Consider the following 26,992-nt stretch of genomic DNA (forward strand, 5'->3'; position numbering starts at 1 on the left):
ACCGTGATCGGGGATCGCATGCGAGACCGGTACGCCACGCTGAGACACCTGCGGACTCTCGATCCGAAGGCGGACCACGAAGAGATCCACCGCACCTCCTCCGACACGGAGTTCCCGTGGGACTACGGCAGGGGGCTGGAGGTCGCGATCTGGCGCACCTGCTGTGTGCCCAGCATCTCCGCCACGCTGGACGGAAGCGACGAGTTCGCGCTGCGCGCCCAGAAGCGCTACGACGACACACGCATCCTGCTGGGCGAGTTGGTACGCGGCGGCCTCGACTCCGAGCGCGGGCGCCAGGCGCTGAGCCAGATCAACCTGGCCCACCGCGGGTTCCCCATCACCAACGACGACATGCTGTACGTGCTGTCCGCGTTCGTCTTCGAACCCGTCCGCTGGATCGACCGGTGGGCCTGGCGCGAGCTCAGCGAGACGGAACGGCTGGCCGGCTTCTTCTTCTACGTCGAGATGGGACGCCGGATGAACATCCGGTCGCTGCCGGTCGATTACCACGAGTTCGAGCGATTCAACCGGGAGTACGAACAGGCCCACTTCCGCCCGGCCGACAGCAACCGGCGCGTCGGCGCCTCGGTCATGCGGCTCTACTCGTCCTGGTATCCGCGACCGGTCAGTTCCCTGGTCGCCGCCACACTCCCGTGCCGCCTCGACGGCGTCGCCCGCGATGCCCTGGGTATCGGCCGCCCTGCCGGCTGGGCCCGCGCCCTCAACCGCGTCGGCCTGCGCGGACACGCCAGGGCCGAGCGGCTGGCACCCGCTCTGATGGCCCGGCTGATGACCCGGCCGACGGCCCGGACGTATCCCGGCTACCCGAAGGGCTACCGGATCAGCGACATCGGTCCCCGGCACACCGGTCTCGCGACCCGCCCGGGACCACCCGCAGAGAGCGTCAGGGACTGAACACGATGACGGACCACGAATACGCGCCGGCGCGTCGGGCCGACGCCGCCGAGCCGCGCATCGGCGGAACGTCGCTGGTGCCGGTGCGCGTGCCGCTCGACGGCCGGCCCTCCCCGCGACTGTGGCTCAAGCTGGAGGCCGAGAACCCGTTCGGGTCGATCAAGGCCCGTACCGCCGAGGCTCTGCTGGACTCCCTGGAGGCGACCGGCACACTCCGCCCGGGACGGCGGGTCGTGGAGTCCACCTCCGGAAACCTCGGGATCGCGCTGGCCGGGCTGTGCGCGGTGCGCGGTTACGACTGCACACTGGTCGTCGAACCCGGCACACCGCCCAGCAGCGTCAGCCGGATGACCGCGCACGGGGCCACGGTGGTGACCGTGGGAGAGGTGCCCGGCGGCAGAACGGTCGACGCCCGGCTGGACGCGGTCCGCGCCATCCTGCGGCAGGACCCCGCCGCCGTATGGACGAATCAGTACGCGAACCCGGCCAACCCCGGTGTGCACGCGGCCCGGACCGCGGTGGAGCTGGTGAAGGACGCCCCGGACGGCGGCTTCGACGCGGTCGCGGTCGCGGTCTCCACCGGAGGCACCCTCGCCGGCCTCGCCGAGTACTTCCGCGTCCGGCGGCCCGCCACCCGCGTCATCGCCGTGGACGCCGTGGGATCGGCCGCGTTGGGCGGCACCGCCGCGTACCGGCCGGACAAACTGGCCGGGTTCGGCTCCGGGCGGGTGTCGGGCTTCGTCCGGCGCCACCACTGGGATCACCTGGTACGGCTGCGGGACGCGGATGTCGCCGCCGCCTGCGCCCGGATCCGGCAGAGCACCGGGCTGTCGCTCGGCGGCAGCGCCGGGGCGGTGGTGCTCGCCGCGGTCCTCCACGCGGAGCGCGATCCCTCGCTGCGGGAGGTGGCCTGTGTCTGCCCCGACAGCGGCGAGAAGTACCCCCGGCTCACGGACCACGGCCCGGCCGGGCCCGCCGGGGTGTCGGAAGAGATCTCGGCGGCCCTGCGCCTGTTGGGCCGTGGCCGCCTCGACGAGAGGACCACACCGTGACCGCACCGGCCCAGGAGCCGATCACCTACCTCGACAGCACGGACGTACAGCGGTTGTGCGCCGACCTGTCCGTGATCGGCCTGGTCGAGGAGACCCTGGCCGCCCTCGGCCGCGCGGAGGCCGGGCTGTCCCCCGAGGCCGCCCTGCGGTGGACCACCGCGTCGGGCGACTCGGCCCGCAGCCTCATCCTGCCCGCCTGGGCGGGTGACGCCTACGGGTGCAAGATCATCAACGCCTCGCTGGGGAATCAGGCACGGGGCCTGCCGCGTGCCGCCGGCCTGATCGTGCTCAACGATCCGCAGACGGCCCGTCCGGTGTGCGTCATGGAGGGCGGGCTGATCAGCGCTCTGCGGACCGCGGGCGTCTCGCTCGCAGCGGTGCGGGCCGTACGGGACGAGACGCGGATCACCCGTGTGGCGTTCCTCGGCTGCGGACGACAGGCCGAGGTCCACGCGGGCATGCTGATGGCGGCCTTCCCGGCGGTACGCGAGATCGTCCTCTTCGACCGGGACGCCGCACGGGCCGGACAACTGGCGGCTGCCCTGGGAGATGCCCACCCTCGGGCCGGGGTGAGTGTGGCCGCGCGGGCCCGTGAAGCGGTCGAGCGGGCCGAGTTGACGATTGCCGTGACCACCACGACCGAGCCGTACGTCGAGCTGGACTGGCTGCCGGCGGGAGCGACCTTCGTCAATGTCTCGCTGGACGACGCGGCGCGGAGTCTGCTGCTCGGCTGCGACCACCTGTTCGTCGACGACTGGGAGCTGGTGGCCGACGACCACCACCGGCTGCTCGGCGTCCTCGCCGGAAACGGCCTGGTCGGCGCGCCGGGCAAGGAGGCCCCCGAGGGCGGCCGGAGTGTGGATGCCGAGCTGCCCTCTCTGCTCCGCGGCGGCTACGACCGGCCGGTGACGGACCACGAGCGTGTGGTGATCAACCCGTTCGGCATGGGCGTCCACGACATCGCGGTGGCGGCGGCCGTGTACCGGCGAGCGCGCGAGCGCGGACTGGGCCTGGCCCTGCCCCGCTGACCCGCACCCTCCAGAAAGGAGTGCCGATGGACCGCCCGCCGCACTGGCCCGGTCTCTCCGGAGTACGTGTCCTGGACCTGTCCCGGCTGCTGCCCGGGGGCTTCGCCACCCTGGCGCTGGCCGACCTCGGCGCCGATGTGATCAAGGTCGAGAGCCCGCAGGGCGGTGACTACGGCAGGCAGGTGGACCCGGACACCTTCGCCGCGCTCAACCGCAACAAGCGCTCCGTCGTCCTGGATCTGCGGGAGGCGGCCGGGCGGGACACGCTGCTGCGTCTCGTCGAGAACAGTGACGCCGTCGTGGAGAGCTACCGCCCCGGTGTCCTGGCCGCCATGGGGCTGGACTACGAACGGCTGCGCACCGCCAACCCCGCCGTGGTGCTCTGCTCGATCACCGGCTTCGGCCAGAGCGGCCCGTACGCCCACCGCCCGGGACACGACCTGAACTTCCTCGCGCTGTCCGGGTTCTTCGCCATACCCCACCGCGCCGAGGGGCTGGTGGACCGGATCGGGCTGCGCGTCGGCGACATGGCCGGCTCCCTGTACGCCGCGCTGGCCACGACTGTCGCGGTCCTCGGGGCCAGGGCGACCGGCGAGGGACAGCATCTGGACGTCTCCCTGCACGAGGCCGCCGCGGCGTGGGCGGCTCCGCTGGCGCTGTCGTCCTCGGCCCTCGGCACGCCCGCCGACAGCCCTCTCGTCACCGGGGACAACGACGTGTTCGTGCTGTCCGACGGCCGAAGGCTCACCCTCGCCACCTTCGAGGACAAGTTCTGGCTGAATTTCCGGCGCTGCTTCGCCGCGGATTTTCCCGCCCTCGCCGACGACACGTGGGACAGCCGGGCGGACCGCACACGCGACAAGGGCGCCGTGCGGGCACTGCTGGCCGACGTGTTCGCCCGGCGCCCGCTTCCCTGGTGGTCCGCGCGTCTGTCCGAGCTGGATGTGCCCTGGGCGCCGGTCTACGAGTCCGGGACCGAATTCCTCCAGGACCCCCATGTGCGGGCCCGCGACCTCGTCGGGACCCTGCCGGGCTCGGTGACCGAGGTGCCTCGCGCACAAGTCAGGTTCCCGGTGCTCTTCGGGGCAGGACTCGAATCCCTGCGCCGCGCGGCTCCCTCCCACGGCGAGCACACCACCGAAGTCCTCGCAGAACTCGACCGCCCAAGGAGCCCCCGTGCCACGTAGCGCCCCCTCGGACCAGCGCCCCCGCGAAGGGGTGCCCGGCACGTCCTTCCGCCCCGCGGACACCTCGGTCCCGCTCGCCCCCGGCACGGTCGGCCGTCTGCTGCGCGAGACCGCCGCCACATACCCGGAGACGACCGCGCTGACGGGCATCCCCGACGGTACGGCCGCGCCACAGAGCTGGACGTACGCCGAACTGCTCGCCGAGGCGCGGAGCGTCGCGGCGGGCATCCGCCGCCTGGTGCCCCTGGGCAGCCGGGTCGCGCTGTGGGCTCCGAGCGTCGCCCGCTGGCCGGTCTTCGCCTACGCGGCGGCCCTGGCGGGCACGACCTTGGTGACGTTGAACCCCGCGCTGCGCGCCGGGGAGTTGGAGCACGCCCTCCGTGTCTCCGAGGCGTGCATGCTCGTCCACGCGGACCGCAACCGCGCCTACAACATGGCGGCCGTGGCCCGCGATGTCGCCCCCGGACTGCCGCACCTGCGGCACGTCGTCCCACTGTCCGCGTGGGAGGACCTGCGGGACACCGGGGAGTTGCCGTCGGAACACGACATCGTCGCGGCCGGCGTCCCCGCCCAGATCCAGTTCACCTCCGGCACCACGGGCGCACCCAAGGCCGTGCTGCTCTCGCACGAGGCGGTGGTCAATGTCTCCCGGCTGACCTTCGCGGCCCTGGGCGTTCCGCACCAGGCCACCGTCGTCTCCCCGCTGCCGATGTTCCACACCGCCGGCTGCGTCATCTCGTGCCTGGGCCCGCTGTGGAGCGGCGGCACGTTCGTCCTCCAGGAACGCTTCGATCCCACGTCGCTGCTGGACATCCTGCGGCAGCGGCCCGGAGCTGTGCTGACCAGCGTCCCCACGGTCCTCGGCGCCCTCAACGAGGCCGCACGCGGCGTCCCCACGGCGGTGTCCCTGTCCGCGGTTCTCACCGGCGCGGCCCCGGTCAGGGCCCAATTGATCGCGGAGACGGAGAAGTTGTTCTCCACCACCGTGTTCAACCTCTACGGCCAGACGGAACTGGCCTCGGTGCTCACCCTCACCCGGCCCGATGACAGCCTCACGGACAAGACGAACACCGTCGGCAGGCCGCTGCCGCACGTCGAGTGCAAGATCGTCCATCCGGACTCGGGCGGTGATCAGCCGCTCGGTGTGACGGGGGAGATCTGCGCACGGGGCTACCAGCAGATGATCGGCTACTACGGCGATCCGGCGGCGACCGCCGGCAAGGTCGACGCGGACGGCTGGCTGCACACCGGCGACCTCGGCAGCCTGAACGCGGCAGGCACCCTGCGCATCGAAGGGCGGCTGGGCGACCTCATCATCCGGGGCGGCGAGAACATCTCCCCCGGCTCCATCGAGGATGTCCTGGCCGCTGTCCCCGGTGTACGGGAGGCCGCGGTGGTGGGTGTCCCCGACGACATCTGGGGCGAGGTCGTCGCCGCCGTCCTCCAGCCGGCGGCCGGCGCGGCCGTCGATCTGCGAGCCGTCCTGGAGGCGTGTCGTGCCCGCCTTTCGCCGTACAAGATCCCGGTGCGGTGGTACGTGACGGACGATTTCCCGCTCACCGCCTCCGGGAAGATCCAGAAGTTCCGGGTGCGGGAGCTGATGGTCCGGGGCGCGTTCCGGCAGCTCCACGACGGCGCCACGCCTCCTTCCGACCGGAGCCTTGTTCCGGCCCCCGAAGGCCGGTGACCGCCATGAAGCTGTCCATGCAACTGCGCTACGACCGCGACATCGTCGCGGCCGCGGGACAGGTCCGGGAGCTGGAAGAGGCGGGACTCGACCTCGTCTGGGTGCCCGAGGCGTACGGTTTCGACGCCCCCAGCTTCATGGGGTACATCGCCGGTCGCACCGACCGGGTGGAGATCGGCTCGGGCATCCTCTCCGTCTTCTCCCGTACCCCGGCCGTACTGGCCATGACCGCGGCGGGTGTTGACGCTCTGTCAGGGCAGCGGTGTCACCTGGGACTCGGCACCTCCGGCCCGCGTGTCGTCGAAGGACTGCACGGCGTCCCCTACCAGGCGCCCGTGGCGCGCACGCGCGAGACCATCGAGGTGATGCGGGCGCTGTGGAAGCGGCAGGAGCCCGTGGTCCACCACGGCCGGACGCTGCGGATACCGCTGCCCGCGGAAGCCGGCGGCGGTACGGGACTGGGCGCGCCGATGCGTCTCATGACGCCGCCCGTCCGCTCCGCCGTGCCGATCTGGGTGGCGGCTCTCGGCCCGCGCAATGTGCGGATGACCGCGGAGAACGCGGACGGCTGGCTCCCCATGTTCTTCGTGCCCGAGTGGTGCGATGCCGTATGGGGCAAGGAGCTGCGGGAAGGAGCGTCGGCGCGGGATCCGCTCCTCGGACCCCTGCGGATCTCCGCCGGCGGACTGGTGTCCATCGGCCCCGACGCGGCTCGGGCCAGGGAGCTGGCGCGTCAGCAACTCGCCCTGTTCATCGGGGGCATGGGGGCACCCGGGCACAACTACTACTACGATCTCGTCTGCCGCTACGGGTACGCCGCGCAGGCCGCAGCCGTCGCCCGGCTCTACCGGAGCGGCGACCGCCGGGGTGCGGCGTCCGCGGTCCCGGACGGGCTCCTGGAGGCCACGACCCTGTGCGGTCCGGAGAGTTACGTGAAGGACCGGATCGACGCCTACCGCGCGGCGGGAGTGACCCACCTACAGGTGATCCCGGTACCCGGGGACGGCGAGTCGGAGGCCGGCCTGCTGGGGCGGCTCAAGGACCTGTGCGGCTGAGCACCGCGCACCGGCCGCCGAATCTGCTCGGCACCGGCCGGGAGGGCCCTTCGGCCCTGTCCGGCGGATCTTCGCGGGCTCGCGAAGATCCGCCGGACAGGGCCTGGCGCTAACAGTCTTCTTCCCGTGGCTCCATGAAATCCGTCGTGAGCCCCAGGCGTGCCGCCGCCTCCACGGCCTCGCCCTTCGCCTGGGGTGGGAGATTTCGTCCATGCCGCCTGAGATATTCACGCAGAGAACCGGCATCGTCCTTGAGGAACGGAAAGTCCGTCGGCACCATGTGACGGACCGCGAGCAGCGGAACGGGGCTGCACAGCGGGCGGAATTCGGGATTCCACAACCCGCCCTTGACCGGCGGGCCGTCATGGAACTCCCCGATCATCAGCCCTCGTGAGACGTAATCGGCCTTCAGCAGACTCTGCGCCTCGTCGATGACGCCGACCACCGCGTCCTCCGGAAGGTCCGGAAACAACACGAGAATCGTCGCGTACTGCGCGGCGCGCCCCTGGTCGGCGACCAGTTCGACGAACCAGTCGCGGTAGCCGCGCAACACCTCCGCGACCTCGTCCACACTTCCGGGGATTCCGGGGCACACCGCGAGGTAGAACAGCCCCTTGGACATCGACGTATGGACGAAGGGACACACATTCCCCTTTCGGCCCAGGTCCGGGTGTGGCCGGCAGAGGTAGGCGGACGCCCATTCGATGATCTGCCGCACCGGCTTCTCGTACGGACGAAACACCTCAGGGACCCCTCTGGGCCCCATATCGCCCAGTTCGATCAGCGTCAGTCTGTCGTCGTGCTCGCGCATCAGCACGGCTCAATCGCCCCCTGGCGGCCGAAGGTACGGCACACGTCGCAATGATCATGAAGGTGGCATTTTCCTGGGCGATGCGGCGGGCCCTCCTTGCCTCTGCCCACCTTTCGACGCCCCCCGGCACCACACCCATTCACGCGGAAAGCCCACTTCGGGGCTTCGGAGCGCAATCATGGGCGGCGTTGGCAAGTGCGAAAGACGCCGCAAAATCGGAGGTCAACATTCCGCCATGGGAAGGCATCCTGCGGCCGGAGTGATCTCCGAAGAGCTTCGCGCACGTGACGGAAGATTACCGACGGGTCGCGACAGCCCACTGGACAGCCCCTAGACGCGAGTTCTGCCTCTTCCCCGCCGCCATGGAGCCATGTGAAATACCGGAGGCAGCAAACACCGTCGGTCGGGGGACCGCGTACTGCGGGAGCAGGTCGTACGCTCTGCGATATGCCGTTGTCCCTCACTGCGCGATGTACCAGCATGCCCTCAACCCGTGTTGGCGGCGAGCACGGGGAGGCTGACAGCAAAGGGGGATATCCGTGGGCAACAGATACATACCGAGTTCTGACCAGCATCCATTGGGCGAGGTCGTCAAAGACGCCCGGGACCGGGCGCGGCTGAGTCAGCGCATGGTGGCCGAGCAATCAGGCGTCAGTCTGCGCACGCTCCGCGAGATCGAACGGGGCCGGGTGCGCGAGCCACGCACCCGCTCCGTGCAGCGCCTCGCCGAAACCCTCCAGGAACCCCGGCTCCTGCACTTCAGGACGACAACGATATCGAACGACACGGACCGTTACGACGATCATGACGGGCTCGTCCTGCGGATACTGGGCCCGCTCAGTCTCACCCGGGGCCGGACCAACCTGCACGCCGGAACGCCGATGCAGCAGAGCCTTCTCGGGCTCATCGCCCTGCACGCGAACCAGAGCGTGACACAGGCGGAGATGGTCGAGGTCCTGTGGGGCGAGGATCCCCCCAACTCCTTCAACCAGCTCATCCACACCTATGTGTCGAGACTGCGGGCCCTGATGGCCGAGCACCAGGACCCGCTGTCCGGGACACCTGCCATCCAGCGACGCAACGGCGGATATGAACTGCGTGTCGAGGGTGATCAGTTGGACCTGTTGCGATTCCGTCAGCTGACCAGACAGGCCGAGAGCGCGCGCTTGAGCGGTGATCTCACCCTTGAGGTTCAACTCCTCACCGAATCACTGAAGTTGTGGTCCGGTCCGGTACTCGCCGGTTTCTCGCCCCGGTTGCGGGAGCATCCCCTCGCGGTGGCGTGCAGCCAGCAGCAGATCTCCTCGGCTCTGCGCTTCGGCTATCTGGCGGTCACCTCGGGCCAGTACGAGCAGGCCATCGACCAACTCCGCCCGGTCGTACGCCATCAGCCGTTGCACGAGGGGCTGCACGCCAGACTCATGGTCGCCCTGGCGGGTACCGGCCAGCAGGTCGAGGCGCTGAGTCTGTTCAGCCGGCTGGACCGCACTCTGCGCAGGGACTTCGGCATCGAGCCCGGGGCCGAACTGCGGGCCGCGCAGTTGTCGGTGCTGCGCGGAGTCACCTCGGTGGCGGACGCCGTGCCGTCGCAGCGCCGCCCGTCCGGCGCCGAGGTGGAGCGCCCGTACGAACTCTCCCCCGACACCAACGACCTCGTCGGGCGCACCGAGCACCGGCCGGTGCTGCTGCATCTCACCCAAGGCGGTTCGAGGGCAGGGCTGTTCGGCCCCGCTCCGGTCGCCTCGCTGTACGGTCCGCCGGGCGCGGGCAAGTCCGTCCTGGCGGTACGCGTGGCCAACTCCAGCCGGCTGCGCTACGTCGACGGCATTCTCTACGCCGACATGCACAACGCGCTGCCGGACCGGGACCAGGCGCACACCACCCTCGGCCGTTTTCTGCGCGCGCTGGGAACCCTTGAGCGGGATGTGCCGCTGGAACTGGCCGAGCGGATCTCCGCCTATCGCAGCCTTCTGGCCGAACGGCGCGTCCTGGTGGTCGTGGACAACGTGGCGCACCACGAGCAGATCCAGCCGCTGCTGCCCGGCGGCTTCAGCAGCGCGCTGCTTTTCAGCAGCCGCATGCCGCTGACCGGTGTTCCCGGCGCCCGTCACTTCCCCCTGTCGTTGTTCACCACCGAACAGGCAGTCCAGCTGCTCGGGAGGATCGCCGGTGAGGACCGTACGCTCGCCGAGCGCGCGGAGGCCGACCGGATCGCGGAACTCTGTGGCCATCTGCCGCTGGCCGTCCGCGTCGTCGGCCAGCGCCTGGCGACCCGCCCGCACTGGACACTGGCGCGGATGGCCGACCGGCTCCTCGACGAGGAGACCCGGCTGTTCGAACTCGTCCACGGCGACCTCGACGTGTCCTCCCGGCTGGACACCGGCGTCGCGGCGCTGCCGGACCGCGCCAGGCAGTCCCTGCTCACCCTGGCCAACGCCCGTACGGCCCCCTTCACCGTCCTCGACGCCGCCGACTCACTGGGCTGCGGACCGGCGGACGCGGAGGACGCGGTCGACTCGCTCGTCGACCACCAGATGCTGAACGGCCCCGATGACACCGGCCGTTACACGTTCCCGCCGCTCACCCGGATCCACGCCCGTTGGCGGCAGTCACACTGACGCCCGGCCACTTCAGGAGCGGGTGAACGCGACCGGCAGGCTGCTGATCCCGCTCAGGAAGTTGGAATGCACACGCCGCGGTGCGGCGGTCGGGGAGAAGCCGGCCGCGTGGGTGCGCAGCGACGCCAGCACGGCGCCGACCTCCGCCCGGCCCAGATAGGCACCGATGCAGAAATGCGGGCCGTGACCGAAGGTGAGGTGCCGGTTCGGGGTCCGGCCGAGCAGGAAACGGCCAGGATCGTCGAACACCTCCTCGTCGCGGTTGGCCGAACTGTTCCAGAGCACGACGATGTCGTCCGGTTCGACGGTGTGCCCGCCGATGGTGACCCGTTCCAGAGCGGTCCGGCCGAAGTGCATGGCCGGCGTGGTCCAGCGCAGAACCTCGTCCACAGCGGTGTCGAGTCCCACTTCCCCTTCCTTGAACAGCTTCCACTGGCCGGGGTGTTCCATCATCGCCGGCAGCGCGCCGATCATGGCCAGTCTGCTGGTCTCGTCACCGCCGATGATCAGGCTGTAGCAGTTGAAGACGATCTCTTCCTCGGAGAGCGGATGGTCTCCCACCGAACCGGTCGCCAGAGCGGTGACAACCCCTTCGCGCGGCTTCTCGCGCACCTGGCCGAGCAGGTCGAGAAAGTACAGCAGGATCTCGTTCCGCGCCCGCACCGACTCCTGCTCCGAGGCGCCCTCGTGCTCCGAACTCAACGCGGACTTGGTCAACTTCAGCAGAAAGCCCTGATCACTCTCCGGCACTCCGAGCAGATGGCAGATCGTACCCATCGGGATCTTCTCGGCCACATCCCGGGCGAAGTCGCACTCGCCCCGGGCCACCGTCTCGGCGACCAGCCGGTCGGTCATGTGCCGGACCCGTTCGGCGACGGATTCCAGGAAACGCGGTGAGAACGCCTTCAGCATGACGTTGCGCACCTGTCTGTGCCGCCTCCCGTCCGTCACCGCGAGCATCTTCCCGGCCGCCGAGTCACCGCCCTCCAGGAGGGTGGCCAGCACGTTTCCCCGCTCCGAGGTGAACCGCTTGTTGTCACGGTAGACATCGAGGACGTCGGCGTGACGCGTGAGGACCCAGAACCCCGGGCGACCGGCACGGGGTTCCTGCCGGAAGACGGGCCTCTCCTCGCGAAGACGCCGCCACATCTCGAACGGGTCGTACCTCTGAAACGTATGGGGATCGGCGAAATCCACGGTGGCACAGTCGTCCGGAAGTACGTGTGCGTCGGCCATCAACTTCCTTCAATGCCGCAGAGACGCAGTGGGCCAAGAGGCGCCACGCCGCCTGGCGACGCGCGCTCTCAGCCCACCCAACTATGCGAACAAGCCTTTGACCAGGGGCATTTCTTGCACATTCCTGTATGCGCACGTGCCCCTGGCCCGGCAGGTGGCCGAGTTGTCCCGTGGCGGGCACGGCCGCCGGGAACCGGCGGCCGTGTGATGAGCCGCCGGATCAGCGGACCTCGGTGACCCGGTGCTCCTTCAGGGCGGCGCAGTTGGAGTTCTCCACCGACACGTAGACGTTGTCGATGCTGCCGCCCCAGCTCACGCAGTGGCCCTTGCCGTAGACGTAGGCCGGCCCCGCGTACGACGTGTAGCTACCGGAGTCCCCGGCCCACGCGTCGCTGTCGGGGACGTAGATGTACGTGGACATGTTCTTGGTAGCGCCCGGCTTGCTGCGGATGGTCGCGACGCAGTTCTTGCCGTTCGAGGAGTTGTAGGTCAGGTAGACGGTGCCCAGCGAGCCGATGGCCGCCGAGTTCACGGTCTTGTAGGCGCTGCCGCAGACGCCCTGCGGTGTGACGTTGGGTGCGGCGGAAGCGGTCGTGCCGAACGCGGTCGCGGAACCCACCGCAAGCGCGGTCAACGCTCCAACAGCGGCGACATTACGTGCGATTCTCATATTTCCCCCTTGTTCCCCTGGGAGCGATTTGCTCTCACTTGTTGTGACCCGCGAGGGGCCCGGATGGTTGTACCCGGCGTACACCGAAGGTGCCGCGGTCTCCCGGAAGGCGCTGGGCGGGCACCTCGATCCGCCGGACGCTCCCGCGCGGCGCGCCCCCGGAGATCACCCTCGCGCCGCGTCCGGACGCCGAGAAGCCACCACACTCGCCCCGCCTCGATACCTCGTACGTCCGTTCACATTTCCGCTGCCTGCGGAGTGAACCACCGAGAAAAACCACACCTACGAGTGAACTGGAGGCGATCACGGTCGCAGTCGCAGGCACCTGTCGTGCGCCGGAGGCGCGACGCCAGGCGAGTGATTCCACGAGGGTGGTTGTCCAGCGCTCCGGAGGCAACAACTCTCAGTAGGAGCCGGACCAGGGGGAGGCCCGAGACGCTGCCACACAGCCTCAGCACCTGCGCCGGGACAACTTCCCCCGCGAGCATGCGGGATTCGACGAGACCCGGCATTCGACGAGACCCGGCTCCCATCGGTCACGGGGCCGCTGCGACTCACATCCGTGACGTCGTGTGACGGCACGCCTCAACAGGACCGAAACCAAAGGGGAGAAAACTGTGTCCACACCTTCCGCACCGCTGCGGGTCGCCCTGGCCAACGGCGGCTTCGAACAGCCCGTCGTCACGGGCTACGAGATTCTGCCGGACGCCTCGCAGACTCAGGCGCCGAAACGCGTTCCGGGCTGGCGCACCACCGCCACCGACCACATGATCGAGCTGTGGCGGTCGGGCTTCAACGGTGTGCCGGCGGCCGAGGGCACCCAGTTCGCCGAACTCAACGCGAACGAGGTCGCCACGCTCTACCAGGATCTGCCGACCACCCCGGGGACCAAGCTGTACTGGCGCCTGTACCACCGCGGCCGCCAGGGGCAGGACACCATGGCGCTGGACATCGGCGCGCCGGGCTCCGCGGTCGAGCAGCGCAGGTGCACCGACGGCAACACGGCCTGGGGGTACTACACCGGTACCTACACCGTCCCGGCCGGCCAGACGCTGACGCGTTTCGCCTTCCGCTCGATTTCCGCCGCGGGCGGCAACCGCGGTATCGGAAACTTCCTCGACGGCATCTTCTTCGGCACCGCCCCGTACGTGGTCCTCACCAAGTCCGCGATCCCGGTGGGCCCGTTGGAGGTGGGCGATGTCATCACCTACCGCGTCACCGCCAGGAACGAAGGCGGTGGCGGTGCCGACGCCCTGACCCTCACCGATGCCGTCCCGGAAGGGACGACGTATTTACCCGGGTCCCTGCGCATCGTCGACGGTCCCAACTCCGGGCCGAAGAGCGACCAGCACGGTGACGACCAGGCGTCCTACAACCCCGAGACGAACGAGGTCGTCTTCCGGCTCGGCAACGGTGCTTCCGCCACGCAGGGAGGAAGCCTGCCCAACACCGAGACCCTGCCGGCCGGGACCACGGTGGAGTACCGCGTGACCATCACTCTCGCCGGCGCCGGCAAGCGGCTCACCAACACCGCCACCGCCGCCTACGAGAACCGGCTAGGTCCGACGGCGGAACCGCTGACCGCCACGTCCGACGAGGCGGTCACCGAGGTCAGGCCGGCAGCCGACCTGGCCGTGGTGAAGGCGGCCGACGCGACCACCGTCACGGTCGGCCAGACCGTGACCTACCGCATCACGGTCCGCAACGCGGGACCGAACGGGGCCACCGGAGTCGTCGTCACCGACCGGCTTCCCGACGGCCTCGCCTTCCTGTCCGCACACGCCTCCAGCGGCACCTACGCCCCGGCCACCGGAAAGTGGACCGTGGGCGGCCTCGCCGAGGGGGCCACCGCGACCCTCACCCTGCGGGCCAAGGCCACCCGGAGCGGCCCGGTCACCAACACCGCCACCGCGACCGGCAACGAGCGCGATCCCGCCCCCGGCAACAACACCGACGCCGTCACCGTCTGCGTAGAGCGGGCACCCACCTGCTGCACCCCCTGCCCTCCCACGAAGTAGCACCGCCGGCGCCCCGGGGCCACGCCCGGCGCCCCGGGGCGCCGATATCGGGACCCGCTCCCCGCGCTCCCCTCCGCCGCTGGACCCCGTGATCCCCAACTGGTCCCGAGGAATCGGATGTTGCGGGTCAGGACGTTCGTGACGTGAGTTGCCCGCAGATCAGTTGGTGAGCAAGCTGCGCCGTCGCGAGCAGCCCCTCGCGAGCCGCGTCACCGTTGGACCGCACTGACAATCCGTGCCAGACGGATTGGATGAGTCCGGCCAGGACCGCCGGGTTGGTGCCGGTGGCCAGTTCCCCGTCCTGGATCGCTCGTTCGATGCGCACGAGGAGGGCCTGCTCGTTCGAGCTGTGCAGTTCGGTGACGTAGGCGCTGGTATCGAGCGTGCTCGTGCTGTCGGTCATCACGGCGCTGCTGATGAGACATCCGGGGTGTGTGTCGCTTGGCTGGGTGAACTCGTGCACCGAGTCAATGAGGATGCGTTCGATGACGGTCCGGACGTCGGTCTCGGCGACAGCCTGCTGGTAGATCTCGCGGTAACGCTCGGCGTAGGTCCGTACCGCTTCCTCGAACAGTCCGGCCTTGCTGCCGAAGGCGGCGTAGAGGCTGGAGGTGGAAAGCCCGAGGGTCGCGGTCAGGGCGCGGGTCGAGGTGCCGGAGTAGCCGCGTCGCCAGAAGAGGCGAGCGGCATCAAGAACCGCACGGTCGCGGTCGAAGGCTCGTGGTCGTCCACGGTTGCGTTCGGTCACGCTTGCATTGTAGATCGTTCGCTCCATAATAGATTTATGGAGCGAACGATTCAAAAGAAGTTGTCAGTCGGCGGGGACAGCTGGGTCACGGTCGATGTGTACGGGGAGCCGGATGCTCCGGGCCTCGTCGTTGTCCCGGGCGTGATGAGCGATGCGCATACCTGGCGCCGCGTTGCGGGTGCCATCCACGCCTGGCCCTCGGTGGTAGTCGTAAACCGCCGGGGCCGTGCTCCCTCGGGGCCGTTGACCAGCGCGTACTCGCTGCGGGCAGAGGTCCAGGATCTCCGCGTGATCCTCGACGAGTTCGAAGACACCAAGGCGCTCTTCGGCTGGAGTTACGGCGGCTTGATCACCTTGCTGACCACGAACGAGCGCCCGATTCCCCAGGTGATCGCCTACGAGCCGGTGATGCCGCCATTCGGACGCCGTGCACTGCCGGACCTGAAGATCGCAGAGGAGACGGCCGACTGGGATCGTTGCGTCGAGATCGTCAATCGGCAGATCTCCGGCTTCTCCGCTGCACATGTCGAGGATCTCCGGGTCGATCATGACGGGTGGGCGGTCTTGCGTCGATTGAGCGGACCGCTGTACGCCGAACTCCGCGCGCTCAACGCGGCGCCGCCGCCGGATGCGATGGCGCGACAGGCAGAGCAAGTCGACCTGATCATCGGCCAATGCACTAGCGGAACAGCCCCCTACGGAACGTCGTTCGACAGCGTGCGGCAGCACGTCGCTCAGGCCGAAGTCCACGAACTGCCTGGCCAGGGCCACCTGGCCCACATTCAGGCGCCGGCGGAGCTTGGCCACCTGCTCAACAGCCTCGCCGCCATCTGATGGGCGCCGATGCACCACTCAGGCAGACCGTCACCAACGTCATGTCCTCATACATTTGGACGACAGGCGGCGGCAGCTCGGCTGCCGCTGTGGGGCCGTCCGGGATGCGCTGGGCGTAGGCCCGCCCCACCGGTCGGGCCGCCGGTCCAACACGGCACGCGGCATGAGCAGTTCCCCGGCGACGACGAACAGGTCAACGGTCGCGCCTGGATGGCGAACAAAGCGGTGTCGGACACGGTGATGTCGTCGTGGGCCGGGCACTCGGACCAGTCGTCCACGATACGGAACTGCCCGGCCGACCTCTGTGAGGAATGGTGAGACGACGATCCCTGGAACGATCGAGAGGGGCCCCGAAGGACCCCTCTGACCTGCTTCTTCCCTGTCGGGACGACAGGATTTGAACCTGCGACCCCTTGACCCCCAGTCAAGTGCGCTACCAAGCTGCGCCACGTCCCGTTTACCCGGTCTCGGCGGGGGCTCCCCGCTCGACCACGTAAGAGAACTTTACCTCACTCCACGCAGCGCGAAGACGCCCCCCACCCGGGCGACAATCGACGTATGAAGGAGAACCGGCGGGACCGTGACAGCGAGGGACGGGCGCGCAACGCGCGGCCGCGTGATGGGCTGGGGCGTCCGCTGCCCTACGGGGCCTCCGGGGTGGAGCGGCAGCCCGAAGGGGTGATCCGGACGCCCGGGGAGACCCTGCGGGAGGCGCAGCGGCTGCTGGACGCGGGCAAGCCCTTCCACGCGCACGAGGTGTTCGAGGACGCGTGGAAGTCGGGTCCCGATACGGAACGGGCGCTGTGGAGAGGGATGGCTCAGCTGGCGGTCGGGCTCACGCACGCCGCCCGGGGCAATACGGCGGGCGGGGCACGCCTGCTGCTGCGGGGCGCGGGCGGGATCGCCGCGTACGGGACGGGCTCCGGCCCGCACGGCATCGATGTCGCCGGGCTGGTCGCCTGGGCCAGGGAGCTGGCGGGCCGGGTGGAGTCGGGTGGGCCGGTGGACGCCGCCGACGAGGCGCCTAGGCTGACCTGACGCCCCGCCTTCCTCCCCCTTGGTACGTGAGCACCGTCCGGTCCGGGCCGGTCTCAGACCTCGACCAGGATGACCTCCAGCGTGCGCGGACCGTGGACGCCTTCGACACGGTCGAGTTCGATGTCGCTGGTCGCGGACGGACCGGAGATCCAGGTCAGTGGGCGGGTGGGGTCGAGGCGGGGCATCGCCTGGGGTACGGACGCGACGACCTGGTGGGGGACGTCGACGACGCAGATGTGATGGTCGGGGACGAGCGTGATGCGGCGTCGGCCCTGGTCGGGGGCCGCGTCGAGGACGAGCGTGCCGGTCTCGGCGATGGCCAGCGCGCAGCCGGTGACCACGCTGTCGATCGCGTCGAGATCCCGGGCCGTGGCCTCGGGGCCGTCCTGGACCCGGTCGATCTCGGTGGCGGTCGCGGAGAGCCAGGACGCCGGGAGCAGCGGGGGCACCAGGACGGTACGGGCACCGCGCCGGGACAGGAGCCTGGCGATGAGCGCGGGCAGCCCGTCGGTGTCCGTGCGGTGGACGAGTGCGCGGTAGTCGGCCAGGTTCTCGGCGAGGAGGTCGACAACGCGGTCGGCGGCGGTGTGCGTGTCCAGGTAGTCGCGGGCGGGCTCCGGGGCGTCGGGCGCGGCGGCCACGGCCGTACGGATACGGGCGAGGATCCGCTCACGTGAGCCGGAGCCCGGACCCGATCCCGATCCCGGCTCCCGGTCCGCGCCTGATCCGGTAGCCGTACTCATGTGCCGCTGTCCTTCCGGTCGTCGTGGGTTTTGTTCTCGTCGGTGCGGTCGTTCGTGCGGTTCTTCTTCCACCAGTCACGGAACGACTCCGCCGGCATCTCCGGCAGATCGCGCGCGTCCGTCCAGGCTCCCGTGCCCGGGAGTTTCGACGGGTGCAGCTTGCGAGTCTTCGACGCCGCCCGCTCCCCCAGCCCCATCACGCGCGGATGGTCGAAGACCCAGCCCGCCGCCTTCATCGCGGCCTTCTCCAGCCGGTGCCCCCGGCCGCCCTGATCCACCACCCGTTCACGCAGGTGGACCAGGACCTCGGGGATGTCGATGGCGACCGGACACACGTCGTAACAGGCGCCGCAGAGCGAGGAGGCATAGGGCAGCGAGGCGTCGATCTCGCTCTGGGTGCCGCGGAGTTGGGGGCTGAGGATGGCCCCGATCGGGCCCGGGTAGACCGAGCCGTACGCATGCCCGCCGGCCCGCTCGTACACCGGGCAGACATTCAGGCAGGCCGAGCAGCGGATGCAGCGCAGTGCCTGCCGCCCGACCTCGTCGGCCAGTGTGTCCGTGCGGCCGTTGTCCAGGAGCACCAGGTGGAAGGCCCGGGGGCCGTCGGTGTCGTGGGTGCCGGTCCACATGCTCGTGTACGGGTTCATCCGCTCGGCCGTCGAGGAGCGTGGCAGCGTCTGGAGGAAGACCTCCAGGTCCCGCCAGCTCGGCACCACCTTCTCGATGCCCACGACGGAGATCAGCGTCTCGGGCAGTGTCAGACACATCCGGCCGTTGCCCTCCGACTCGAAGACCACGAGGGTCCCGGTCTCGGCGACCATGAAGTTGGCCCCGGAGACACCGACCTTGGCGCGCAGGAACTTCTCGCGCAGGTGCAGCCGTGCCGCTTCGGCGAGTTCGCCGGGGGTGTCGGACAGCCCGTCGGGAGCCGCCCGGCCCCAAGCGGCCATCCGGTCGCGGAAGATGTCGCGGATCTCGCCCCGGTTGCGGTGGATCGCCGGGACCAGGATGTGCGAGGGACGGTCGTCACCGAGTTGCACGATCAGCTCGGCCAGGTCGGTCTCGTACGCGCAGATGCCCTCGGCCTCCAGCGCCTCGTTCAGGCCGATCTCCTGCGTGGCCATGGACTTGACCTTGACGACCTCCGTCTCGCCGGTGGCCTTCACCAGGTCCGCCACGATCCGGTTCGCCTCGGCGGCGTCGGCGGCCCAGTGGACCACCCCGCCCGCAGCGGTCACCGATTCCTCCAACCGCACCAGATAGCGGTCCAGATGACGCAGCGTGTGGTCCTTGATCCGCTTGCCCGCCTCCCGCAGCCGCGCCCAGTCGTCCAGCTCCGCCACGGCCTTGGCGCGTTTGTCGCGGATGGTGTGTGTGGCGTGCCGCAGATTGCCGCGCAGTGTCTCGTTGCCCACCGCTTCCTTGGCCGCCACCGGAAACGCCGGCATCCCCAGATACGTACCGCTCATGACCAGGGCTCCTCTTCCGTCGACGCCAGAATCTCCGCGAGATGCACCGGCCGTACCGGGGCGTCCTCGCGGCTCACGATCCCGCCGATGTGCATCAGGCAGGAGTTGTCGGCGCCGCACAGCACCGCCGCTCCGGTGGAGACGGCGTTGCGTACCTTGTCCTGGCCCATCGCCGCCGAGACATCGGAGTTCTTCAGGGCGAAGGTGCCGCCGAAACCGCAGCACTCCTCCGCGCCGGGCAACTCCCGCAGCTCCAGTCCCCGCACCGCCTCCAGCAGCTTTTTCGGCCGCTCCCCGAGGCCCAGCATCCGCAGCCCGTGGCACGAGGGGTGGTAGGTGACGGTGTGCGGGAAGTACGCCCCGACGTCCGTCACACCGACCACGTCGACCAGGAACTCCGTCAGCTCGTACGTCCGCGAGGCCAGCGCCCCGGCGGCCGTGTCGCCGATCTTCGGATAGTGGTGACGGACCATCGCGGCACAGGAGCCGGACGGGGTCACCACATAGTCGTACTCCTCGAAGGCCCGTGTCATCCGCCGCACCAGCGGCTCGGTCTCCCGCCGGTAGCCCGTGTTGAACTGCGGCTGGCCGCAGCAGCTCTGCTCCTCGGGAAAGCCGACGTCGACCCCCAGACGTTCGAGCAGCCGTACGGTCGCGATCCCGGTGGACGGATACATGGCGTCGTTGACGCAGGTCACGAAGAGTGCGGCACGCATGGACGGAGCATATGCCGGGCGCGGCGACGCGCGCGAGACCTCCGCCAGACGTGATGGCTCATCAGACATCCGGTGGGTGGTTCTCTTTCTTCAGATGACAAAGATGACAAAGCGGACGGCCAAGTCGACGGAGAAGTGGCCGGCACACACTGCGGGGAGATGGGGCAGACTCGGTGGCGTGCGAAAGATCTATGTCATCGGTATCGGCGCGGGCGACCCGGACCAGCTGACCGTGCAGGCGGTCGCGGCACTCCAGCGGGTCGATGTCTTCTTCCTCCTCGACAAGGGCGAGGAGAAGTCCGATCTCATGCGGCTCCGGCACGAGGTCCTGCGCCGGTATGTCGACGGCGCCGGGTACCGGCTGGTCGAGGCCCGGGATCCGGAGCGGGATCCGGCCCCCGACGGCGCCGGCTACCCCGGGACCGTCGACGACTGGCGGGGCCGCCGGGCGGACCTCTACGAGCGCATGATCACCGATGAGCTGGGCGAGGGGCCCGGCGAGGACCGGACCGGGGCCTTTCTCGTGTGGGGCGATCCCGCCCTCTACGACTCCACGCTCGGCATCCTCGACGAGATCCTGGAGCGCGGCACGGTTCGTTTCGACCATGAGGTGATTCCCGGTATCAGCAGTGTCTCCGCGCTGGCCGCCAAGCACCGCGTCGCACTGAACCGGGTGGGCGGGCCCGTGCAGATCACCACGGGGCGGCGGCTCGCCGAGGGCTGGCCGGAGGGCGTGGACGATCTCGTGGTCATGCTGGACGCGCGGCAGGCCTTCCGGCACCATCTCGCGGCGGATCCGGTCATCCACTGGGGCGCCTATGTGGGGACCGAGGACGAGATCCTGGTCTCCGGGCGCCTCTCGGAGGTCGCGGGACGGATCGAGGAGCTGCGGTCCGCGGCACGGGCCCGCAAGGGCTGGATCATGGACACGTACCTGCTGCGGCGCGACGGTGGTGGCACGGGTGACGAAAGCGATCCCGGTGGCGGAAGTGATCCCGGTGGCAGGAGGGGCACCGGTGACAGGAGGGGCACCGGCGGCGGAAGCGATCCCGGTGACGGAAGCGGCACCGGCCCCTGAAACATCCGTACGTGACCGAGCCCGATCCGACGCGGCTGTGTGCGACCGGGCCGTGTCCGACCGGGCTGCCATCAGGTCACCCCCGCCCCACGAAGTCCCAGGCGCCATGCCCCGCGCGGTACACCACGAACCCCGGCTCCGTCCGCAGATACTCGGCCCCGTCCGCCGCCCTCACGTCGTGCCGGCGCTCCGCCGGTACGTGTATCTCCGCCGTCGCGCCCACCGGTACCCGCACCGTGAGCCGCAGGTCCCGGCCTATCTTCGACCAGGCCACGGCCGCCCGGCCGCGTACCGTACGGATCGAGGTGCGCGCCCAGGTGACGCCGGTCCGTCCGTCTGGCCGCACCGTGAAGGTGCGGTAGCCCGCGTCCCCGGGGCGCAGCCCCGCGACGTTCTCGTACAGCCACTGGACGACCGTGCCCTGGAAGTAGTGGTCGCGCGAGCGTGAGTCGAGCGGCCACATCTCCCACATGGTGTCGGCGCCGTTGTCGAACCAGAAGCGCCAACCGGGGTACGTACGCTGCATGGCGATCGCGTGCGCGACCTCCGGGCGGCCGTGCGCGCACAGGACGCGCAGCAGCACACTCGTGCCCAGCGCGCCGGTGTTGAGATGGTCGCCGCGAGCGGCGATGTCCGCGACGAGGCTGTCCAGTACCGAGGCGCGGGCGCCGCTCGGGACCAGGCCGAAGGCCAGCGGCAGGGCGTTGGAGGTCTGCCGGTATCCCGGGTCCTTCGCCGTGCTGTAGTGGCCGGAGGCGTTGAGGAAGGTGGCGTTCAGGGCGCCCTTCAGCCCGGCCGCCGCCGTACGGTACCGGTCCGCGGTCTCGCCGTGGCCCAGCAGGTCGCCCATCTCGGCCGTCTGCGTCAGCGCACGGTGCAGATAGGCGGTCGCCGTCAGCCGGGTGTCCTCGGGCGGATTGCCGCCGTAGCCGGGCGGCAGGTAGTCGCCGAGCGCGGTGACCGCGAGACCGTCCTTCAGCCTGGTCAACTCCCAGTCCAGATACCGGGTCAGGGTCGGCCAGTGCTCGCGCGCCACCCGGTCGTCGCCGTAGATCCGGTACATCTCGCGTATCAGGAACGGATATACGGTCGTCCATTCGGGGGAAGGCCCGAGATCGCCGTAGCCCCAGCCGCCGCTCGGCACGATCACCGGGAGCTGACCGTCGGTGTTCTGACTGTCCGCCAGGTCACCGAGCCACTTCGACAGGAAGCGGTGGACCCCGAAGGCGTACTCCATGATGGGCGCGCCGAGCTGCGCGTCCCCCGTCCAGCCGTTCTTCTCGTACATGGGGGTGTCGGTGGGAATGCCGTGCAGGTTGTTGAGCAGGGTGCGGCGCATCGCGCGGTCGAGCTGCTCGTAGAACGGTTCCGAGCAGCTGAAATCGCTGACCTCGGCCACCTTCGTATGGACGACGCGGCCGACCACGTCGGACGGGCGTGGGCGGGTGGGCAGCCCGCTGACCTCGACATAGCGAAAACCCTTGTACGAGAACGAGGGCTCCCACACCTCGGCCTCGCCGCCGGTCCCACTGCCCGCGCAGATGTACTCGTCACGCTGGAAGCGTCCCGGCACATGTCCGGTCTCCGCGTGCACACTGCCGTCGTCCTTGAGTTTCTCACCGTGGACCAGTTGGACGACGGTGCCTGCCGGGGCCCGTACGGTCAGCCGGCTCCAGCCCGCTGTCGTACGGCCCATGTCGACCACATACACACCGGGGCGCAGTTCCGTGACGGCGGTGGGGGTGAGGGTCTCGATGACCTCGATGGGGTCGTGCGGCTGGGCTCGGAGAGTGCCCTTGGGGGCGGTCAGGGGCTTCGGGTGATGCCAGGAGCTGTCGTCGAAACCGGGCCGGGTCCAGCCGGTGGGGGCCAGCCGCGCGTCGTATGTCTCGCCCGCGTAGAGGGAGTTGGTGAGCGTGGGGCCTTCGGTGATGCGCCATTCGGTGTCGGAGACGACGGTCGTGCGGGAGCCGTCGGGATGGTCGGCCTCCAGCCGGCACAGCAGCCGGGGTTCACCGTGCCAGGGCGGCTGGTGCCAGTTCCAGACGTTGGGGGTGGTCATACCGTAGAAGCCGCGGCCGAGGGTCACACCGATCGCGTTGTCCCCGCGGCGCAGCAGCGAGGTCACATCGTGCACGGCGTACATCACGGTCTCGTCGTAATCGGTGAACGCCGGGTCGAGCACCTGGCTGCCGACCCGCTCTCCGTTCAACTCGGCCACGTAGTAGGCCAGTCCGCTGATGTAGAGCCGGGCGCGGCTGACCGGTTTGCGTACGGTGAACTCGCGGCGCAGCAGCGGCGCGGGCGCCTCGGGCGCGGCGACCGCGACACCGCTCCCCCACGGACCCTGCCCGTACGGGGCGAGGACGAGGGCCGCGGCCCAGCCGCTGTCGTCGAAGTCCGGTTGTTCCCAGCCCTGTCGCTCGGCCGTGGCGGCCCGCCAGCCGGGTCCGGTGACCAGGTGGAGCGAGGCGCCGTCGGCGGTTTCGATCAGCAGGCGTACGAGCAGTCCCGCCGGATTGACGGAGCCGCTGCCCCGGTTGGCGGCGAGGGCCGCGAGGACGATCCGGCCGCCGGGGGCGGACCGTACGGCTTCGGTCACATCGGCCGTCCGGCCGGTGCGCCAGCCGTCCACCTGCTCGGGTGCGTGCAGCACCTGCCGGCCGTCCAGGTGGAGTGTGAAGTCGTCGTCGGCGGTGGCGACGACCGTGGCGCGCACGATGCCGGCCCTCGTCACACCGGTGGGAAGGTCGAGGCCGCCCCTGAACCAGCGTGGCCCGACAGGGGCGTTGCCGGTGGTCGCTCCCTCGGTCCAGATCCAGGACGCGCCGTCGAAGCCCGGCGGCCCGGCGGCCGCTTCGGCGCCTATCCACAGCGCCTGCCACTTCTCGTCGCCGAGCGCCGTCTCCCACCAGCCGGCCGTGCTCCACGGGGAGGCGTGCCCCTCGGCGTCCCAGACGCGGACCTGCCAGTGGCAGCGGGTACGGGGCGCCGGCGCGCGGCCCGCGTAAGGGACGGCGAGGCTGCGGTCGGACACCACCCGGCCGGTGTCCCAGATCAGGTGACGCCCGGCCGTGAGGTCGTGTGGATCGGTCGCCGCCCGTATCTGATACGCGCTCTGCCGCGCGCCGCGGCCGTCACCTCCGGGCTCCCGGGACTCGAGTTCCCAGGACAGCAGCGGGGCGGCGACATCGGTACCGAGGAGGTGCTCGACGTACTCGACGGTCGCGCTCGTGACACGGAGCCGGGCGGCTCGGGCGGTGGCGTTCCCCTCCCCCGCCGGAGTGGCCGCGGCGGCCCCGGACGCCGCGGCCAGCCCGGCGATCCCCGCTCCGGCGCCCACCACGGAGGTGTGGAGAAGACCTCTTCGCGTCCAGCCCATGCCCATCGCCACCCCTTTGATTGAAACGTTTCACCGCTCCCGTTCATGCATCGTAGGGCCGACCGCGAGCGCGCTACAAGAGGGCTGCGCGGGGCTGATGGTGCGCTCGCGCGACGCCACCGGGACGAGACGGCGCGACCGAGTGCGACCCTTTCCCTCCCTCCTGCCCCTGTCTCACCACGCCATGGTCGAAGATTTTTGCGCGCACCTTCAAAATTTGCGCGGATTCATAGACTTCCTGCGGTCCTACTTCTAGCATTTTTCGCGTCCGCAGAGTCCGCCACGAGCCCGCAAGGACGTATGTCTGTGACACTCCCCCCAAGACGCCGCCTGCTCCTCCGCGGCTTATCCGCATCCGTGTCTCTCGCACTGACCGTGGCCGGCACCGCCGCCGCGGTCGTGCTGTCCACCGCGCCCGCCGCCCAGGCGGCCGCGGTCCCCGCCCCCTCCCCCCTCGATGTCCCCGGGCGCGGTGCGTCCGTACCGTTCAAGGAGCAGGAGGCCGAGTACGCCGTCACCAACGGCACGCTGATCGGCCCCGACCGCCTCTACGGTTCACTGCCCTCGGAGGCCTCGGGCCGGCAGGCCGTCACGCTCGACGCGGTCGGTGAGTATGTGGAGTTCACCCTCACCGCTCCGGCCAACGCCATGTCGTTCCGCTACTCCCTGCCCGACAACGCGGCCGGCACCGGCCGGGACGCCGCCATCGACCTGCGCGTCAACGGCAGCGCCCTCAAGAGTGTGCCGGTGACGTCCAAGTACGGCTGGTACTACGGGGGTTACCCGTTCAACAACAACCCCGGTGACACCAACCCGCACCACTTCTACGACGAGACGCGCACCATGTTCGGCTCGACCCTGCCGACCGGTACGAAGGTCAGGCTCCAGGTCTCCTCGACGGCCTCGTCACCGTCCTTCACCGTCGACCTGGCCGACTTCGAGCAGGTCGGCGCGCCGGTCGGCAAGCCGTCGGGCGCGCTGGACGTGGTGAGCGACTTCGGCGCCGACCCGACCGGAGGGGCCGACTCGACGGCCAGGATCCAGGCGGCGGTCGACGCGGGCCGGACCCAGGGCAAGGAGGTCTACATCCCGCAGGGCACCTTCCAGGTGCGCGACCACATCATCGTCGACAAGGTGACACTGCGCGGCGCGGGCCCCTGGTACAGCGTGCTGACCGGACGTGACCCGTCCGACCGCTCCAAGGCCGTCGGTGTGTACGGCAAGTACGCCTCGGCGGGCGGCAGCAGCAATGTGACGCTCAAGGACTTCGCCATCATGGGCGACATCCGTGAGCGCGTGGACAACGACCAGGTCAACGCCATCGGTGGCGCGATGTCCAACTCGACGGTCGACAACGTCTGGATGCAGCACACCAAGTGCGGCGCCTGGATGGACGGCCCCATGGACAACTTCACCATCAAGAACAGCCGCATCCTCGACCAGACGGCCGACGGTGTGAACTTCCACATCGGTGTCACGAACTCCACGGTCACCAACACCTTCGTACGCAACACCGGCGACGACGGCCTGGCGATGTGGGCGGAGAACGTCCCGAACGTGAAGAACAAGTTCACGTTCAACACCGTGATCCTGCCGATCCTGGCGAACAACATCGTCACGTACGGCGGCAGGGACATCACCATCTCCGACAACGTCATGTCGGACACCATCACCAACGGCGGCGGCCTGCATGTCGCCAACCGCTATCCGGGGGTCAACTCCGGTCAGGGGACGGCGGTTTCGGGCACCACGACCGCTGCGCGCAACACTCTGATACGTGCCGGGAACAACGACTTCAACTGGCGGTTCGGTGTCGGCGCGATGTGGTTCAGCGGTCTCAACGAACCGATCAACGCCACGATCAACATCACCGACACCGCGGTCCTGGACAGCTCCTACGCGGCGATCCACCTGATCGAGGGCGCGACGAACGGACTGCACTTCAACAACGTGCGGATCGACGGCGCCGGTACGTACGCGCTCCAGATCCAGGCACCCGGAACAGCCTCGTTCACCAATGTGACCGCCACGCATGTCGCGCAGTCGAACCCGATCCACAACTGTGTCGGCGGCGGCTTCCAGATCACCCAGGGCGCCGGCAACTCGGGCTGGTACGCCAACCCGCCCGCCTGCACGGGCACCTGGCCCGATCCGGTGTGGACCAACGGCGGCGTACCGGATGACCCCACCACACCGCCCACCGACCCGCCGACGACTCCGCCGGGTGACACCGACAACATCGCCAAGGGCCGTCCGGTCACCGAGTCCGGCCACGCGGACGTGTACCGCGCGGCCAACGCGGTCGACGGTGACGCCGGCACGTACTGGGAGAGCACCAACCACGCCTTCCCGCAGACGATCACGGTGGACCTCGGGGCGGCGAAGGCCGTCAAGCGCCTGACCCTGAAGCTGCCGCCGTCATCGGCGTGGGCGACCCGTACACAGACGCTGAGTGTGTCGGGCAGCACCGACAACTCCTCGTACAGCACGCTCAAGTCGTCGGCGGGATACACCTTCGACCCGTCGAGCGGCAACACCGCGAGCGTCGATCTGAACGGAACCTCGGCGCGCTATCTGCGCCTGACGTTCACCGCCAACACCGGCTGGCCGGCCGCGCAGCTCTCCGAGCTGGAGGCGTACACCGGCTGATCCCGTCCGGGTGCCTACAAAGGTGCGTACGAAAAGGTACGTACGAGAAAGGTCCGGC

20 protein-coding genes and 1 tRNA gene are annotated in these 26,992 nt (G+C 69.7%); 12 read left to right on the forward strand and 9 right to left on the reverse strand.

The window, feature by feature from the left end:
- The first annotated feature begins 18 nt into the window (after positions 1-18).
- The 6 genes from ACIOJD_RS25410 to ACIOJD_RS25435 are packed head-to-tail and all read left to right on the forward strand — an operon-like array spanning position 19 to position 6,924.
- Positions 19-915 (forward strand): oxygenase MpaB family protein, encoded by an 897-nt coding sequence (locus ACIOJD_RS25410; RefSeq protein WP_401917746.1) that lies wholly within the window; start codon positions 19-21, stop codon positions 913-915.
- A 5-nt stretch (positions 916-920) separates the two neighbouring features.
- Complete coding sequence (locus tag ACIOJD_RS25415; protein WP_401917748.1) at positions 921-1,967, forward strand: PLP-dependent cysteine synthase family protein; 1,047 nt, start codon at positions 921-923, stop codon at positions 1,965-1,967.
- Positions 1,964-2,995, forward strand: coding sequence for an ornithine cyclodeaminase (locus ACIOJD_RS25420; protein ID WP_401917749.1), 1,032 nt, complete (start codon positions 1,964-1,966; stop codon positions 2,993-2,995). Before ACIOJD_RS25415 ends, ACIOJD_RS25420 begins: the two co-directional genes overlap by 4 nt.
- A gap of 26 nt (positions 2,996-3,021) precedes the next feature.
- Positions 3,022-4,182, forward strand: a complete 1,161-nt coding sequence (locus ACIOJD_RS25425; RefSeq protein WP_401917751.1) for a CaiB/BaiF CoA transferase family protein — start codon at positions 3,022-3,024, stop codon at positions 4,180-4,182.
- A complete protein-coding gene (locus ACIOJD_RS25430) occupies positions 4,172-5,869 on the forward strand; it encodes a class I adenylate-forming enzyme family protein (RefSeq protein ID WP_401917752.1) in 1,698 nt (565 codons plus the stop codon). The genes ACIOJD_RS25425 and ACIOJD_RS25430 overlap by 11 nt, the downstream gene beginning before the upstream one ends.
- 5 nt (positions 5,870-5,874) lie before the next feature.
- Complete coding sequence (locus tag ACIOJD_RS25435; RefSeq protein ID WP_401917754.1) at positions 5,875-6,924, forward strand: LLM class F420-dependent oxidoreductase; 1,050 nt, start codon at positions 5,875-5,877, stop codon at positions 6,922-6,924.
- Between the two features lie 109 nt (positions 6,925-7,033).
- On the opposite strand, the gene ACIOJD_RS25440 is transcribed toward ACIOJD_RS25435, so the two are convergent.
- Positions 7,034-7,735 (reverse strand): DUF6875 domain-containing protein, encoded by a 702-nt coding sequence (locus ACIOJD_RS25440; protein WP_401917756.1) that lies wholly within the window; start codon positions 7,733-7,735, stop codon positions 7,034-7,036.
- Between the two features lie 539 nt (positions 7,736-8,274).
- On the opposite strand from ACIOJD_RS25440, the gene ACIOJD_RS25445 reads away from it, so the two are divergent.
- Positions 8,275-10,353, forward strand: a complete 2,079-nt coding sequence (locus ACIOJD_RS25445) for a BTAD domain-containing putative transcriptional regulator (protein ID WP_401917757.1) — start codon at positions 8,275-8,277, stop codon at positions 10,351-10,353.
- A gap of 12 nt (positions 10,354-10,365) precedes the next feature.
- Here ACIOJD_RS25445 and ACIOJD_RS25450 read toward each other — a convergent pair whose 3' ends face one another.
- Positions 10,366-11,589, reverse strand: coding sequence for a cytochrome P450 (locus ACIOJD_RS25450; RefSeq protein ID WP_401917759.1), 1,224 nt, complete (start codon positions 11,587-11,589; stop codon positions 10,366-10,368).
- A 220-nt stretch (positions 11,590-11,809) separates the two neighbouring features.
- Positions 11,810-12,259, reverse strand: coding sequence for a spore-associated protein (locus ACIOJD_RS25455; RefSeq protein WP_401917761.1), 450 nt, complete (start codon positions 12,257-12,259; stop codon positions 11,810-11,812).
- A 617-nt stretch (positions 12,260-12,876) separates the two neighbouring features.
- On the opposite strand from ACIOJD_RS25455, the gene ACIOJD_RS25460 reads away from it, so the two are divergent.
- Entirely contained in the window at positions 12,877-14,277 is a 1,401-nt protein-coding gene (locus tag ACIOJD_RS25460) for an isopeptide-forming domain-containing fimbrial protein (RefSeq protein ID WP_401917763.1), read from the forward strand.
- A gap of 127 nt (positions 14,278-14,404) precedes the next feature.
- Here ACIOJD_RS25460 and ACIOJD_RS25465 read toward each other — a convergent pair whose 3' ends face one another.
- Positions 14,405-15,025, reverse strand: a complete 621-nt coding sequence (locus ACIOJD_RS25465; RefSeq protein ID WP_401917765.1) for a TetR/AcrR family transcriptional regulator — start codon at positions 15,023-15,025, stop codon at positions 14,405-14,407.
- 36 nt (positions 15,026-15,061) lie between these two features.
- On the opposite strand from ACIOJD_RS25465, the gene ACIOJD_RS25470 reads away from it, so the two are divergent.
- The gene (locus tag ACIOJD_RS25470) at positions 15,062-15,859 is read left to right on the forward strand and encodes an alpha/beta fold hydrolase (protein ID WP_401917767.1); all 798 of its coding nucleotides are present in this window, start codon (positions 15,062-15,064) and stop codon (positions 15,857-15,859) included.
- Between the two features lie 382 nt (positions 15,860-16,241).
- Here ACIOJD_RS25470 and ACIOJD_RS25475 read toward each other — a convergent pair.
- Positions 16,242-16,315: transfer RNA gene (locus ACIOJD_RS25475), tRNA-Pro, on the reverse strand.
- 102 nt (positions 16,316-16,417) lie between these two features.
- Here ACIOJD_RS25475 and ACIOJD_RS25480 point away from each other — a divergent pair.
- Positions 16,418-16,897, forward strand: coding sequence for a DUF309 domain-containing protein (locus ACIOJD_RS25480; protein ID WP_401917768.1), 480 nt, complete (start codon positions 16,418-16,420; stop codon positions 16,895-16,897).
- 53 nt (positions 16,898-16,950) lie between these two features.
- Here the strand turns inward: ACIOJD_RS25480 and ACIOJD_RS25485 are convergent, their stop codons facing one another.
- Genes ACIOJD_RS25485 through ACIOJD_RS25495 form a run of 3 tightly spaced genes read right to left on the reverse strand, consistent with a single transcriptional unit; the run spans position 16,951 to position 19,825 of the window.
- Positions 16,951-17,640: a lactate utilization protein C gene (locus ACIOJD_RS25485; RefSeq protein WP_401917770.1), complete on the reverse strand. Its 690-nt coding sequence runs from the start codon at positions 17,638-17,640 to the stop codon at positions 16,951-16,953.
- Positions 17,637-19,109 (reverse strand): LutB/LldF family L-lactate oxidation iron-sulfur protein, encoded by a 1,473-nt coding sequence (locus tag ACIOJD_RS25490; RefSeq protein WP_401917771.1) that lies wholly within the window; start codon positions 19,107-19,109, stop codon positions 17,637-17,639. The genes ACIOJD_RS25485 and ACIOJD_RS25490 overlap by 4 nt, the downstream gene beginning before the upstream one ends.
- Positions 19,106-19,825, reverse strand: coding sequence for a (Fe-S)-binding protein (locus ACIOJD_RS25495; protein ID WP_401917772.1), 720 nt, complete (start codon positions 19,823-19,825; stop codon positions 19,106-19,108). Before ACIOJD_RS25495 ends, ACIOJD_RS25490 begins: the two co-directional genes overlap by 4 nt.
- A 178-nt stretch (positions 19,826-20,003) precedes the next feature.
- Between ACIOJD_RS25495 and cobF the strand changes: the two genes are divergently transcribed.
- On the forward strand, positions 20,004-20,903 hold the full coding sequence (cobF, locus tag ACIOJD_RS25500; protein WP_401917774.1) for a precorrin-6A synthase (deacetylating): 900 nt from the start codon (positions 20,004-20,006) through the stop codon (positions 20,901-20,903).
- 76 nt (positions 20,904-20,979) lie between these two features.
- Here the strand turns inward: cobF and ACIOJD_RS25505 are convergent, their stop codons facing one another.
- A complete protein-coding gene (locus tag ACIOJD_RS25505; RefSeq protein ID WP_401917775.1) occupies positions 20,980-24,285 on the reverse strand; it encodes a family 78 glycoside hydrolase catalytic domain in 3,306 nt (1,101 codons plus the stop codon).
- A 306-nt stretch (positions 24,286-24,591) separates the two neighbouring features.
- Between ACIOJD_RS25505 and ACIOJD_RS25510 the strand changes: the two genes are divergently transcribed.
- Positions 24,592-26,934, forward strand: a complete 2,343-nt coding sequence (locus ACIOJD_RS25510; RefSeq protein WP_401917777.1) for a discoidin domain-containing protein — start codon at positions 24,592-24,594, stop codon at positions 26,932-26,934.
- The last annotated feature ends 58 nt before the right edge of the window (positions 26,935-26,992 follow it).

Source organism: Streptomyces sp. NPDC088116, from assembly GCF_044741745.1.
Classification (GTDB): Bacteria; Actinomycetota; Actinomycetes; order Streptomycetales; family Streptomycetaceae; genus Streptomyces.

Bases quoted from the DNA above. Each gene is read 5' to 3' on its own strand.
- ACIOJD_RS25410 (WP_401917746.1), top strand. From the start codon at position 19: ATGCGAGACCGGTACGCCACGCTGAGACACCTGCGGACTCTCGATCCG.
- ACIOJD_RS25415 (WP_401917748.1), top strand. From the start codon at position 921: ATGACGGACCACGAATACGCGCCGGCGCGTCGGGCCGACGCCGCCGAG.
- ACIOJD_RS25425 (WP_401917751.1), top strand. From the start codon at position 3,022: ATGGACCGCCCGCCGCACTGGCCCGGTCTCTCCGGAGTACGTGTCCTG.
- ACIOJD_RS25435 (WP_401917754.1), top strand. From the start codon at position 5,875: ATGAAGCTGTCCATGCAACTGCGCTACGACCGCGACATCGTCGCGGCC.
- ACIOJD_RS25440 (WP_401917756.1), bottom strand. From the start codon at position 7,735: ATGCGCGAGCACGACGACAGACTGACGCTGATCGAACTGGGCGATATG.
- ACIOJD_RS25450 (WP_401917759.1), bottom strand. From the start codon at position 11,589: ATGGCCGACGCACACGTACTTCCGGACGACTGTGCCACCGTGGATTTC.
- ACIOJD_RS25455 (WP_401917761.1), bottom strand. From the start codon at position 12,259: ATGAGAATCGCACGTAATGTCGCCGCTGTTGGAGCGTTGACCGCGCTT.
- ACIOJD_RS25470 (WP_401917767.1), top strand. From the start codon at position 15,062: ATGGAGCGAACGATTCAAAAGAAGTTGTCAGTCGGCGGGGACAGCTGG.
- ACIOJD_RS25480 (WP_401917768.1), top strand. From the start codon at position 16,418: ATGAAGGAGAACCGGCGGGACCGTGACAGCGAGGGACGGGCGCGCAAC.
- ACIOJD_RS25485 (WP_401917770.1), bottom strand. From the start codon at position 17,640: ATGAGTACGGCTACCGGATCAGGCGCGGACCGGGAGCCGGGATCGGGA.
- ACIOJD_RS25490 (WP_401917771.1), bottom strand. From the start codon at position 19,109: ATGAGCGGTACGTATCTGGGGATGCCGGCGTTTCCGGTGGCGGCCAAG.
- ACIOJD_RS25495 (WP_401917772.1), bottom strand. From the start codon at position 19,825: ATGCGTGCCGCACTCTTCGTGACCTGCGTCAACGACGCCATGTATCCG.
- ACIOJD_RS25505 (WP_401917775.1), bottom strand. From the start codon at position 24,285: ATGGGCTGGACGCGAAGAGGTCTTCTCCACACCTCCGTGGTGGGCGCC.